At 66.0% G+C, this 12,478-nt stretch carries 16 protein-coding genes; 7 read left to right on the top strand and 9 right to left on the bottom strand.

Annotation, left to right across the window (positions count from 1 at the left end; genetic code table 11):
* The first annotated feature begins 9 nt into the window (after positions 1-9).
* From A5658_RS21425 to A5658_RS21400, 6 genes are all read left to right on the top strand, one after another.
* A complete protein-coding gene (locus A5658_RS21425; protein WP_067339850.1) occupies positions 10-1,158 on the top strand; it encodes an acyl-CoA dehydrogenase family protein in 1,149 nt (382 codons plus the stop codon).
* Positions 1,159-1,255: 97 nt separating this feature from the next.
* The gene (locus tag A5658_RS21420) at positions 1,256-1,861 is read left to right on the top strand and encodes a TetR/AcrR family transcriptional regulator (protein ID WP_067339848.1); all 606 of its coding nucleotides are present in this window, start codon (positions 1,256-1,258) and stop codon (positions 1,859-1,861) included.
* On the top strand, positions 1,858-2,364 hold the full coding sequence (locus A5658_RS21415; RefSeq protein ID WP_067339847.1) for a hypothetical protein: 507 nt from the start codon (positions 1,858-1,860) through the stop codon (positions 2,362-2,364). The genes A5658_RS21420 and A5658_RS21415 overlap by 4 nt, the downstream gene beginning before the upstream one ends.
* 108 nt (positions 2,365-2,472) lie before the next feature.
* Entirely contained in the window at positions 2,473-3,753 is a 1,281-nt protein-coding gene (locus A5658_RS21410; RefSeq protein WP_369830554.1) for a cytochrome P450, read from the top strand.
* Positions 3,750-3,938 carry a ferredoxin gene (locus A5658_RS21405; protein WP_067339842.1) on the top strand — a complete coding sequence of 63 codons (189 nt, stop codon included), beginning with the start codon at positions 3,750-3,752 and terminating at the stop codon, positions 3,936-3,938. The genes A5658_RS21410 and A5658_RS21405 overlap by 4 nt, the downstream gene beginning before the upstream one ends.
* Positions 3,905-4,240, top strand: coding sequence for a DUF1330 domain-containing protein (locus A5658_RS21400; protein ID WP_156751589.1), 336 nt, complete (start codon positions 3,905-3,907; stop codon positions 4,238-4,240). Before A5658_RS21405 ends, A5658_RS21400 begins: the two co-directional genes overlap by 34 nt.
* 17 nt (positions 4,241-4,257) lie before the next feature.
* Here the strand turns inward: A5658_RS21400 and A5658_RS21395 are convergent, their stop codons facing one another.
* The 9 genes from A5658_RS21395 to A5658_RS21355 form a co-directional block, all read right to left on the bottom strand.
* On the bottom strand, positions 4,258-4,626 hold the full coding sequence (locus A5658_RS21395) for a hypothetical protein (protein ID WP_067339837.1): 369 nt from the start codon (positions 4,624-4,626) through the stop codon (positions 4,258-4,260).
* Between the two features lie 97 nt (positions 4,627-4,723).
* Positions 4,724-4,921 carry a ferredoxin gene (locus tag A5658_RS21390; protein ID WP_067339834.1) on the bottom strand — a complete coding sequence of 66 codons (198 nt, stop codon included), beginning with the start codon at positions 4,919-4,921 and terminating at the stop codon, positions 4,724-4,726.
* A gap of 10 nt (positions 4,922-4,931) precedes the next feature.
* Positions 4,932-6,137 (bottom strand): cytochrome P450, encoded by a 1,206-nt coding sequence (locus A5658_RS21385; protein WP_067339832.1) that lies wholly within the window; start codon positions 6,135-6,137, stop codon positions 4,932-4,934.
* A 99-nt stretch (positions 6,138-6,236) separates the two neighbouring features.
* The gene (locus tag A5658_RS21380; protein WP_082993338.1) at positions 6,237-7,028 is read right to left on the bottom strand and encodes an NAD(P)-dependent oxidoreductase; all 792 of its coding nucleotides are present in this window, start codon (positions 7,026-7,028) and stop codon (positions 6,237-6,239) included.
* Positions 7,025-7,843 carry an NAD(P)-dependent oxidoreductase gene (locus tag A5658_RS21375; protein ID WP_067339827.1) on the bottom strand — a complete coding sequence of 273 codons (819 nt, stop codon included), beginning with the start codon at positions 7,841-7,843 and terminating at the stop codon, positions 7,025-7,027. Before A5658_RS21375 ends, A5658_RS21380 begins: the two co-directional genes overlap by 4 nt.
* On the bottom strand, positions 7,844-8,707 hold the full coding sequence (locus tag A5658_RS21370) for an alpha/beta hydrolase (RefSeq protein ID WP_067340152.1): 864 nt from the start codon (positions 8,705-8,707) through the stop codon (positions 7,844-7,846).
* A 57-nt stretch (positions 8,708-8,764) separates the two neighbouring features.
* On the bottom strand, positions 8,765-10,426 hold the full coding sequence (locus tag A5658_RS21365; protein ID WP_231997406.1) for an OB-fold domain-containing protein: 1,662 nt from the start codon (positions 10,424-10,426) through the stop codon (positions 8,765-8,767).
* Positions 10,408-10,704 carry a ferredoxin gene (locus A5658_RS21360; protein ID WP_067339824.1) on the bottom strand — a complete coding sequence of 99 codons (297 nt, stop codon included), beginning with the start codon at positions 10,702-10,704 and terminating at the stop codon, positions 10,408-10,410. Before A5658_RS21360 ends, A5658_RS21365 begins: the two co-directional genes overlap by 19 nt.
* On the bottom strand, positions 10,701-11,981 hold the full coding sequence (locus tag A5658_RS21355; RefSeq protein WP_067339822.1) for an NADH-ubiquinone oxidoreductase-F iron-sulfur binding region domain-containing protein: 1,281 nt from the start codon (positions 11,979-11,981) through the stop codon (positions 10,701-10,703). The genes A5658_RS21360 and A5658_RS21355 overlap by 4 nt, the downstream gene beginning before the upstream one ends.
* Before the next feature lie 27 nt (positions 11,982-12,008).
* Between A5658_RS21355 and A5658_RS21350 the strand changes: the two genes are divergently transcribed.
* On the top strand, positions 12,009-12,476 hold the full coding sequence (locus A5658_RS21350) for a hypothetical protein (protein WP_067339819.1): 468 nt from the start codon (positions 12,009-12,011) through the stop codon (positions 12,474-12,476).
* Positions 12,477-12,478 lie beyond the last annotated feature (2 nt).

Below are 12,478 nucleotides of genomic sequence, written 5' to 3'. Positions count from 1 at the left end.
GGAAAATTCATGCGCAGAGACCTATTCACCGAGGACCACGAGGCATTTCGCGCGCTGGCCCGAGACTTCATCGAAAAGGAGGTCGTGCCGGCCTACCCCGAGTGGGAGAAGGGCGGGCGGATGCCCCGCGACGTCTTCAAGAAGATGGGTTCACTCGGGATGCTCGGGATGGCGATTCCCGAGGAGTACGGCGGCGGCGGAATGCCCGACTATCGCTACAACGTCGTACTGCAGGAAGAGGCCGCCAAGGCGCTGGTAACGCTGTCGACGGTCCGTACGCAACTCGAGGTTATCCTGCCGTACTTCCTGCACTACGCCAACTCCGAACAGCGCAAGCGGTGGTTCCCCGGCCTGGCCGACGGGACGCTGCTCACCGCCGTCGCGATGACCGAGCCGGGAACCGGATCGGATCTCGCTGGGATGCGCACCACGGCCGTGCGCGATGGTGACCATTGGATTGTCAACGGCGCCAAGACATTTATCACCGGCGGCATGCAGGCCGACCTCGTCATCGTCGTGGCCCGCACCGCCACTGATCCCGACAACCGGCGCAAGGGCCTGACGTTGCTCGTCGTCGAGGACGGCATGGAGGGTTTCACCCGAGGCCGCGAACTGGAGAAGATGGGCTGCAAGGTCCAGGACACCGCGGAACTGTCGTTCGTCGACGTGCGCGTCCCCGTCGAGAACGTCCTGGGTGAGGAGGGCGAGGCGTTCGGCTACTTGGGCCACAACCTGCCGCAGGAACGCCTGACGGTGGCGGTCGGATCGGTGGCTCAGGCGCGTTCGGCGATCGCCGCGGCGATCGATTACACCAAGGACCGCAAGGCTTTTGGCCAGCCCGTCGCATCGTTTCAGAACACCAAATTCGAAATGGCCGCGTGCTCAACCGAAGTCGAGGCCGGCCAGGCGATGCTGGACCGCGCGGTCGCGCTGCATGTCGACGGTGAGTTGTCGGCGGCCGACGCGGCTCGGGTGAAGCTGTTCTGCACCGAGATGCAGGCCAGGGTGGTGGATCGCTGCTTGCAGCTCTTCGGCGGCTACGGCTACATGATGGAGTATCCGATCGCCCGGCTGTATACCGATGCGCGGGTGGCGCGCATCTACGCCGGCACCAGCGAAGTGATGAAGGTGATCATCGCCAAGTCCCTCGGCCTGTAGGCCCGGCGAAATTCGACCAACTGAGACCCTTGTCACAGCGACCCCAACCAACCTACTGTGTGTTCAGTTGGTTGGTTGGCTGGGACGAAGGAGTGCGGTGCCCGAGACACGGCCGTACGACTCGCTGCGGGCCAAAGGCGATGATCGCAAACAACGGATCCTGGCCGTGGCACAGCGGTTGCTGACCCGCAATGGCTGGCGCAATACGACGCTGGCCCAGATCGCCGGTGAGGCCGGGGTCAGCCCGGCCGGCCTGTTGCATCACTTCGAGTCCAAAGAGCAGCTTCTGCATGCCGTGTTGGACATTCGCGATGCCGACGACGACTTACACGCCGACCGGGCCGGCGACCTGATCTCCGAGATCGCCGCCGTCGCGGACCGGTATTACCGGTCGCCCGAATTGATCGGTACCTACAGCGTGCTGCTGGCGGAGAACGTCGACCCGGACGCGCCGCTGCACGACCGTCTCACCGCCCGCTACCAGGGCGCGATCGACATCATCACCGAACTCATCCGGAAGGGGCAGCGAGCGGGCCGATTCCGGATGGACATGGACGTGACCGTCAAGGCAGTGCAAATTCTTGCGTTCATCACCGGAATGGAGACGACATGGTTGATCAATCCGTCGATACCGCTAACCGAGGTCTTCAAGGAGTACTCGGAGTCGTTGGCCCGGGACATGGCGCCGCCGGATCCGGCGTGAGATATCGCCTCGACGTCGTCGCAACGGATGTCGCCGACGTGGTCAGGTTTGCCGGCGGCTGGTTGTTCGACCGCGCGATGGCGGGCTGGGACGTGACGGTTCTGGTCGCCGACCATCCCGACGATCGCCCACTGCGGATCCTCGGCGTCGAGGTCCTCGACCTCGAGCACGCGTTGGCGACCGCCGCGCATCGGCCGCCGCCGCAAACCCTGGCCGCCGCCGCCGACCTGTTCGACTGCGATCCGCGGGTCCGGCAGGGCGTCCTGCTGGCCCTCGATCAGGGCGCCACCGAGGTCACGCTCTGGGGACGGAACTGGCCGGTCGAACTCGACTCACACGTCGGCCTGGTCGAACACCGCCTCAGCGCGGCGGCCCAGGCATTCAAAGGGCAGGCACTTGCGGCAGCTGGAATATCCGCGCCTGAGATCGGACCGATCGAGGTCTTTCGCAGCCGAGTGATGTCGAGCCCCTCGGTTCAGGCCGATCTGGTCCCGGCGGGCTAGCTAGCCCACGCCCACACCCGCGTTGACGTCGCGGCCTGCTCTGTGGAAATCTAATATCCATCTCTGAGAGGCTCATTCTCATGAACGAGATTGGAACGGTGCGAGATGGTGAACGACTTCACCGATAAGGACTTCTTCCGGGGCAGCGATCTCATCGCCGACCCCTATCCCTACTACGAGGCACTGCGGCAGCAATGCCCGGTGACCAAGGAAAAGCACCACGACGTCACGATGGTGACCGGGTGGGAAGAAGCGTGCGCGGTCTTGAATGACGCCGAGACGTGGTCGTCGTGCAACTCGGTGACCGGACCGTTCCCCGGTTTCCCGGTGAGCCTGGAAGGTCACGGTGACGGTGACATCACCGAGTTGATCGAGCAGCACCGCGACGAACTGCCGTTCAGTGACCAGCTGCCGACGCTCGACCCGCCGACCCACACCAACCACCGCTCGCTGCTGATGCGGCTGATCACTCCCAAGCGCCTCAAAGAAAACGAGGACGCCATGTGGGTGCTGGCCGACCAGGCGCTCGACGACTTCCTGGCGCCCGGACGCGGCGAGTTCATCAAGGGCTTCGCGAGCCCGTTCACGCTGCTGGTGATCGCTGACCTGCTGGGCGTGCCGATGGAGGACCGTGACAAATTCGTCAAGGGCATCCGTGAGCATTCCGGCGGTGGCGTCGGTGGCACGGGCAAGGAGTCGCTGGCGCACAGCCCGCTGGAATTCCTCTACGGCTTGTTCTCGGACTACGTCAACGACCGTCGCGCGAACCCCCGCGAGGACGTGCTGACCGGGCTCGCCACCGCCACCTATCCGGACGGTTCGACGCCAGTGGTCGGAGACGTGGCTCGCGTGGCGGCCAACGTCTTTTCGGCGGGTCAGGAGACCACCGTGCGGCTGCTGGGCGCGTCGCTGCAGACGCTGGTGGAGCGTCCGGACATTCAGGCCCAATTGCGCAAAGACCGTAGCCTGTTGCCGAACTTCATCGAGGAGTCGCTGCGCCACGAGAGCCCGGTCAAGGGTGACTTCCGGCTGAACCGGCGACCGGTCAATGTCGGCGGCGTCGACTTGCCCGCGGGCACCACGGTGATGGTGGTGCAGGCCGCCGCCAACCGCGACCCGCGTCGCTTCGAGGACCCCACCACCTTCGACCCGGCCAGAAAGAATGCCCGCCAACACATTTCGTTCGGGCGCGGCATCCACAGCTGCCCCGGGGCGCCGCTGGCCCGCGCCGAGACGCGGGTGGCTCTCGAGCGGCTGCTCGACCGTACATCGGACATTCGGGTCAGCGAGGAGCATCACGGACCGGCCAATGACCGCCGCTACCAATATGTTCCGACCTACATCCTGCGTGGGCTCACGGAACTGCATCTGGAGTTCACGCCGGCATGAAGGTTTGGGTAGACGACCAGCGCTGTCGCGGACACGGGATGTGCCTCACGCTTTGTCCCGACGTGTTCAGCCTCACCGATGACGGCTATGCAGTCGCCGTCGACTCCGAAGTGCCCGCGGACTTGGAAGCGGCCGCCCAGGAAGCCATCCAATGCTGTCCCGAACAAGCGATCAGCGAGAAATAGCAAGGAGTTCGCCAGTGCCCAAGGGCTACGTCATTCTCACCGAGGCCATCAAGGATCCCGAAGGCATGAAGGCCTACGGCCGAGCCGCCGGCTCAGCGATGGGCGGGTGCAACATCCTCGCGGTGGACACCAAGCCCGAAACGATCGAGGGCACCTGGCACGGTGACCAGACCGTCGTGCTGGAATTCGAATCCGTGGACGCCGCGCGAGCATGGTACGAGTCCGACGCCTACCAGGCGGCTGCGAAGCTGCGTCAGGCCGCGGCCGACTGCAATGCGGTGATCATCTCCGGATTCGCCTGAGCCTCAGCAGTTTCGCCTCAGTACACGCCGATCTCGTCGCAGATCGGCGGGATGATGATCAACGCCCCGCGAGGTGTGCAGAAGGGGTGCGGCGGCTTGGGCGGTGGTGGTGGCGGCGGCGTGAGCATCGGCGCCGGGATGTCTGCCGAGATGAAGCTGTCCAACGGTTGCCCGTGGATATCGACCATCCGCACGTTTCCTTGCCCGAACGGAACTTCATACCAGGTGTGGCAGACGCTCATATTCCACTGAATGTTTCCGAACGGCAGTGCCTGCCCGGGACACCAGGAATGCGGCTGCGCGGCGAAGGGTTCGGCTTGGGCGATCCCCGCACCGGTGACGGCGACACTGCCGGCCAGCAGGGCGCCGGCGATTGCATTCTTCATGGCGCTTCCTTTCGATTTGCTGAACCGAAAGTAGCCGCGCCCGCTTGATGAATTCTTAATGCTCGCGCGTCGGTTCGCGCCGGGTGACGGCCCGGTGCTACTCGCGGATCGAGATGGCCTGTCGCGGGCACTGGCGGACCGCGTCAAGCACCTGCGCTTCGTTCTCGGGCGTGACTTCGTCCTGCAGCACGGTCAGCGTGTCGTCGTCCTCGAGTTGAAACACCTCGGGAATGATGCCCATGCAGACGCCGTTGCTTTCGCAGAGCCCCCAGTCGACTTCGATCTTTTTTGTCACTCAGTCCACCTCATTGCAATACCTTCACCGGGACGTTCAGCCAGCCCGCGACGTTCTGCATGGTGACGCGTTTGCAGCCGTCCCACTGCACTTCGTAGCGAGGCATGAAGTCGAGCAGCTTCTCCAGCGCGATCCGGCTTTCCATCCGGGCCAGCGCGGCGCCGAGACAACTGTGGATGCCGTAACCGAGGCCGAGGTGCTGGGCTTCGGTCTGGTCGCGGTCGATGTTGAAGGTATCGGCGTCGGTGAATGCGTCGGGGTCGCGGTTGGCCGCGGCGTTCATCACGAACACCGGCTTGCCGGCCGGAATGGTGCCGCCGCTGGTGTGTGCCTCTTTCAGGGTGTAGCGGACGTTGTACTGCACCGGACCTTCGTAACGGAGTAGCTCCTCGACGGCCGCCGGCACCTTGCTGCGGTCGTCCAGAAGCTTCTGCCATTCGCCGGGATTGCGCGCGAAAAGAACTGCGGCGCTGCCGATCAACTTGGTCACGGTTTCCGCGCCCGCGCCACCCAGCAGCGTGGCGAAGCTGGTGATCTCGATGTCGTCGAGGCGGCGCATGGTGCCATCCTCGCCGGGGATTTCGGCCGCGATCAGCCGGCTGATCATGTCGTCCTGCGGGTTCTCGCGGCGTTCCCCGATCAGGCCGTAGTAGTACATCGCGGTTTCCACGTTGGCCTGCATGCCGGCTTCGCTGGTTTCGATCTGGCCGGGCTCGCGACTCAGGCTGACGTCGATCCAATGCCGCACCTGCTGGCGGTATTCCTCGGGCACACCTGCCATCCGGGTGATGACCTCCACCGGGAACGGACCGGAGAAGTCCTGCACGACATCGAAGTTGTCTGGGTCGACCGCCGAGAGATATTTGTCCGTCACTTCGTGCACATCGCCGAGCTGCGACTGAATTGCCCGCGGGGTGAACGCCTTGTTGAGCAGGCTGCGCATGGCACGGTGGTCCGGCGGATCCATGAAGATGATCGACCGCATTTCCGGGGACAGGCCCTTACGCACCATCGCCAGGTCGCAGCCCCGGCTCGACGAGTAGGTCTCGTGGTCCTTCAACGCCGCCGCCACGTCTTCGTGACGCGTGATCGCGTAGAAGTCTTCCTTCTCGTCGTAGTAGAGCGGTGCGTCTTCGCGCATGCGCCGGTAGATGTCGAAGGGGTTCGTGAAGAACTCCTCGGAGAACGGATCGAAGACGACCTTTGGCTTGGTCATGACACCCTCCTGACCGCCTGGTTGGCGGCGTAGAACGTTACGACGGAATGCTCGACTGTAACGCTAACGGTAGACGGTTCGTCTCGTGTCGAAAAGACCTCATCTGGGCACCGGAATTACGGCTTCGATGACGTCGTCCAGCGCGCCGAGGTCGGAGCCCAGCTCAGCCGCGATGTGTCGGACAACCTCGACGTCCTTACCGACGAATTCGCCGGCCGTTTCGATGAATGACGCCACCGATCCGCCGGCAGCGACGATGTCCAGCACCCGGCTTGCTGCGCTGCCGTGAGGAAGCGCGTTGAGCAGTGCGGATTCCGGTACGCCGAGCCGCGCCGCCAACTCGACCGAGGCGGATAGCAGCCCGATATGCGCCGCGAACAACGCGTTGTTGACCAGCTTGACCTTCTGGCCCGTTCCGAGCGGGCCGACATGCAGGATCGGGTCCCCGTAGCAGCTCAACATCGGCCGCACGTTGGCCACCGCGTCGTCGCCGCCACCGACGAACAGGGTGAGTGCGCCGGCAGCCGCATTGTGCGGGCCACCGCTCACCGGTGCGTCCACCACCTCGACGCCACGCTCGGCAATGTCCTGGGCGGTGCGTGGGCTTCCGGTGGTGTGGAGCACCAGGGTTGAGTCTGGCGCCATAGCCGCCACCAGATCGTCGGCCAGGCAGATCTGCCGGACCTGCTGGTCGGTGAACACGCAGAGCACCACCGCCTCCGCATCCGCGCTCACCGCGGCGGTGTCGGCGACCGCATCCGCGCCCAACTCGGTGATCGCCGAGCGCTTCTCGTCGGATCGACCGAGCGCGCGGACGTGGTGGCCGGCCTCGACGAGGCGGCTCACCATCGGGCGCCCCATTCGTCCCGCGCCGATGAATCCGATTCTCACCGTGGATGTTCCATGAGCGACAGCGTCGCGTCCGCGGCGTCCAGCACGGCCCCGCCGGCCACCTTTGCGGCGCCCGCGACGTCGGCGATCAGGCGCACGTCCTTTTGCAGCAGGCTGCCGGCCATGTCGGCAAGCCGGGCCAAGCCGGCGGTGTCACCGCCAAGTACGTTGAGCGCGAAGCTGTTTCCGCTGCCCCGGGAGATGACCTCGGTGAGGCGTTCGGGTAAGACGCCGAGCGCCTCGCCGAGCGCCAGCGTGGTGGCCGCGGTGCCCAGGTTCGCGGTGAACAGCAGGTTGTTCAGCAGCTTGGTGGTCTGCCCGGACCCCAGCGCGCCCAGGTGCACGATCGGGTCGGCATAGCTCGCGAATACCGGGCGGCACCGTTCGACCACGTCGTCGTCACCGCCGACCATCACCAATAGCCGCCCCTCGGCGACCGCCGGTGCGCCACCGCTGACTGGCGCGTCGACCACCGAGACACCCTGTGCCGCAGCTCTTTCTGCCAATTCGTGGCAGGTTTTGGGGTGAACTGTGCTGTGGATGGCGATCACACCACCTGGTTTGAGCCCGGCCAGTACGCCGTTGTCGCCGGTGACGACTTGCTCCACGTCGGCGTCGCCGACCACACACAGGCAGACGAGGTCGCTGGCGGCGCCGAGTTCTGCCGGTGATCCGGCCACCTTGGCGGCGGTGTCGGCGAACGGTTCCAGAGACGCCGGCCGCCGGGCCCATAGGGTGGTCGGGAAACCGGCTTCGAGGATGCGTCCCGCCATCGGTCCGCCCTGGCTGCCAAGGCCGATGAATCCGACGTCCATTTAGCGTGTCTCCAATGCGCTCACGCACGCGTCGGCGAAGGAAAACACCGTTGCGTGGTACGCGGCGGCCGTGTGGCCGACGCTGATGTTGTGCCCGGCCCCGGGCTGTTCGTTGACCTGAAACGTTGGCGCATTGGCGAACATCGAGACGATCTCGGTCTGAGCCGCCGCATCGCACTGCCAGACTTTCTCGTGCTCGGCAATGCTGAACTGCACGGGAATCCGCACGCCCGGGGCCAGAGCCGGGAAGTCCTGACGCGCCCAGTTGGACACCATCTGATCCTCGTAGGGGGGAGCCCCGGGGTAAACAGTTGCGCCGCTGAGCATTTCGGGCGGATACAATTCCGGGGGATGCCACAACAGCTCACGCATCCCTGACGGACGGTGCTCGCGGGTGGCCTTCTTCAGGATTTCGCGTGCCGCCGGGTGATAGCGCCGGCCGGTGCCGGACAGCTCCATGCCGATCAGGTCGGTGCGCTGCGCATCGGTGGACATCCGCATCGCGAGCTCGCAGCCGCCCGAGTGAGCCATCAGGAAAAGCCCGGCGCCGCGGGGGTTTTCGCCCAGCACCCGATCGACCACGCCATAGGCCAACCGAACCCGTTGCCCGGGTTCGGCCACCGCATCGGGGTAGGCGGCGGAGCTGCCGTAGCCGGGCCGGTCGATCGCCACCACGGTGTACCCGTGCTGCGCTCCCGTGCGCAACAGCGACAACTCCGGATGGCCGGGGCAATCGAAATACAGTGCGGTGGTGCCGCCCCCGTGAATGGCGACGATGACTGCCCGCGGGTCCGGCGCCTCGGCGACCAACGCCGACATCGGCACGCCGTCGACGATGACGAGCCGCGGTTGTACCCGCGTCATACGCCGCTCCTCCTCACCGGCGCCGCTCATGCGGCGCACGGTCGGATCGCCGGCGGGTCACCGATCGGCCCGCAAGAGCAGTACTCCGCTCGGTGTCAGGCCGCCACTGCTGACCACGCCGACACGGGCGTCGGTGACTTGGCGGTCGCCGGCTTCGCCGCGCAACTGCGTGATGGCCTCGTGCATCAGGCCCATGCCATGAGTGCGGCCGTGCGACAGCTGACCGCCGTGGGTGTTCAGCGGCAGCTGACCGTCACGCGAAATGTTCTTACCCCCGTCGAGAAAGTCGCGCGCCTCGCCGATACCGCAGAATCCCAGCGCTTCGATCCAGGACAGGCAGTTCATCGTGAACCCGTCGTACAGCTCGGCGACGTCGACGTCCTGTGGTTTCAGCGAGGTACGTGTCCACAGGTGCGCTGCCTGCCCGAGTACCTGCGGCTCGTGGGTCAATGTGCTTTGGTCCCAATCGATCCGCTCGATGATCTGGGTCCCGACGGCCTCGACGTACACCGGTGGCTTGGCGGTGTCCTGCGCGGCGTCGACGGCGGACACGATCACCGCGATGGCACCATCACAGGGCACGTCGCAGTCGTAAAGCCCGAACGGTGAGGTGATGGGACGCGCGTTGAGATAGTCGTCCATGGTCATCGGCGTCCGGTACACCGCTGTCGGGTTGAGTTGGGCGTTGGCGCGCTGGTTCAACGCGATCCAGCCCAGCGTCTCCTTGGTCGTGCCGTAGCGGTGGAAGTGACGTTGGGCGTTCTGCGCCAACGTGTGTGCCGCGGAGGTGGCACCGAACGGCAGCAGCCAGTCGGCTCGGCGACCGCCGGACGGGACGATCTTGCCCTGCTTCATCTGCTCGTTGAAGGTGGCTTCCCACAGTGTCCGGAAGCACAACACGTGCCGGGCCAAACCACCGGCGACGGCGAGCATCGCGGCGATCACCGAGCCGCCGGGGCCGAAGGTCTCCATGCCCCCGTTGTGCCACGCCGGGCGGATGCCCATCGCGGCTTCCAGCGCCGTGACCCCGCCTTCGGTGAAGCCACCGAAAAAGCCGCCACCGGGATACGTTGAGAGGCCGTCGATGTCGTCGATGGTCAGGCCGGCGTCGGCGATCGCCGCTTCGCAGGCCGCGATCGTCAGCGACAGCGGTGGCACCATCAACCGCCGGCCGATCTCCGACATACCGATTCCGGTCAGGGCGACCTTGTCTTCGAATTTCTCGGTGGTGACCATCGGCCGCACGTATTCACCGAAGCGCTCCGGTGCGATCTCGTCGACCGGCAACGCAGCGGGCTCCGCGCCGTCGACGAGGCGGAACAGCGGCAGCCAGACGTCGTCGTCGTGCTCGAAGACAACCTCGACCTGCTGGCCTAACTCCAACTCCTCGGGGTCGCAGTCGATGATGTTGGTGGTCAACCGAACTCGGGGATCCTCGGCAATGGCGACCTGGGCGACGACGTAGGGCGCCGGAAGCCCGGGCAGGCTGAATCGCTCGTTGACGGTGAACCCGGCCAGCGTCGCGCGACCCGACACCGCCCGCACACCGAGGTGGTGTGAGCGGCAGTATCGGCAGACGGGCGCGGGTGGGTGGATCAGCGCCGAGCAATCGCTGCACTCCTGCAAACGCAGCTTGCCGTCGGCGCCCGATTTCCAGAAGAACTCGTTGTCATCGGTGATCAACGGCAGCGGACGGCCGGTCAACGGGTGAACCCCCACTCTGCTTCGTTCGCTTCGGTCTTCAAGTGTTCCGCGGCGTCGTCGGCACCGACCGACCGCTCATGCGGGGTGGCCTCACGGTGTTCGCCCCACTCGGTGATCGCGTGCACGGGGCAATCCAGCAGCGCCCGCATCACGGCATCGCGGTCGCCCTCGGCGACCTCGCCGCCGCCTTCCAGTGACGCGTATCCCCAATCGTCGAGAGAGAAGTACTCCGGCGCGTGTTTGGCGCACAGCCCGAAGCCGTCGCAGATCGTGCGGTCCAGACGAATTTTCACAACGCCTCCACCTGATAGGGGCGGTCGGCCCGGAAGGCGCCCAATTGGCATGTCTGACAGCCACTGTCGAGGTGAGCTTGGACGAGGTCGGGAAACTTCGCCAGTAGGCTAGCTGCGATATTGGTGGCGGCATCCAGCGTCGCGCATGCGCCGCGCCCACGCAGCACGACCGACCACCGCCGCAGCCGGGCCACGTCCTCCTCGGTAGCGACCCCGTCGCGCAGGGCCCCGGCGACGGCTGCCATCGCCGCGGTCCCGTTGAAACAGGAGCCGCACTGGCCGGCATTCTCGCGGTCGAAGTACGCCAGCACGGATGCCGCGACAGCGAGCGGGCAGTCGTCGGTGATCACCGTGATCGCGCCGTTGCCCAGGCCGCTGCCGAGGCTGCCCAGCGTCTCGTGGTCCAGCGTGGCGTCCAGGACGGCGCGGTCGAGCAGGCCTGCGAAGTAGCCGCCCATCAGCACACCTCGTACGTGCTCGGACGAAACACCATGCAGAGCAAGAAGTTCAGTAAACGCCAGGCCGTGCGGCACCTCGTAGAGCCCTGGTCCGCGCCCGGCGCCGGTCACCGTCACCAGGAAGCTGCCCGGCGACGACGATGTGCCCAGCGTGCGGAACTCCGCGGCCCCATGCCGCTGGACGAACGGCAGGCCGGCCAGCGTCTCCACATTGCTCACCAGCGTTGGCAGGCCGCCGACGCCTTCCTGAAAAGGCCTCGGCGGCTTGTCCATTGGTTTGACCGGCCCACCGTTGAGCGCGCGGACGGCGGCCGTTTCCTCACCGGCGACATAGCCCGGCTCGACGTTATGCACGTGCACTTCCAGCATGCCGAGGGCGTCGGGGCCCAGCTCGGCCAGCGCGTCTTGCACACTGCGCGCCGACTCCGCGTCGGACACATAGACGTAGGCCCGGTCGGCGTCCACCATCGACGCGGCCAGCCGCAGACCGTCGAGGATTAGATGCGGGCGGTGCCGCAGCAACCACCGGTCCTTGATCGAAGCCGGTTCTCCCTCTTCGCCGTTGGCGACGACGACGGCGCCACCGGCGGCGCGTCCGTTGTCGCGGACCGCGCGTGCCTTGACCGCGAACGGGAAGCCCGCCCCGCCCCGACCGAGCAGTCCACTTGACCCGACCTCGCCGAGCAGTTGGTCGGCGTTCGCCAAGGGCTGATACCCGACGTAGGCAGTGCTGTCTTCCCGACCACCCCGGATCAACAGCCTGGGCGTCAAGCCGGGCGACGTGCCGATGCTGATCGCTGGTGCCGCGCTGGTCTCCATCAGTTGACCCCCGTTAGGCTTGCGGACATGCGAACCGCAGTTGTGCGCGTCAACGTCGACCCGGACAACGTCCTGACGCCTGCGCAGCTAACCGACGGCATGGCGGTGCTCCTCGAGAGCGTCGGGCGCGGCGGGGTCATCGAGAAAGACCTCGGGGCCATGCCCGCCGGCCGTCGTGAGGTGGAGTTGTTGATCGGCTCCGCCGACGCTGGCTCCGCCCAGGCGGTGGCGATTGAGCTGTGTAGCAAGGCTTTTCCGACCGCCCCGGTCCCGGGTGTGGTCACTTTCGTCAGCCGGGGCACCGATGACGACGCGCACGGCGTGCTGGCGGGGTTCGGTCTCACCGGCGACATCGTTCGGACACCCGGTGACGACGGCTTCGACATCGTCGATGTGACTTTGCGTGAAGACGATCTCGATCGCATCCCGGAAAGCCGGATCCATACGGCGTTGGAGGCGTCGCTGAACTGCGAGGTCCGCATCCACACGGTGTAGCC

The sequence above is a fragment of the Mycobacterium sp. 1245111.1 genome, assembly GCF_001673405.1.
GTDB lineage: Bacteria > Actinomycetota > Actinomycetes > Mycobacteriales > Mycobacteriaceae > Mycobacterium.
This window is presented reverse-complemented; position numbering and strand designations above follow the sequence as displayed.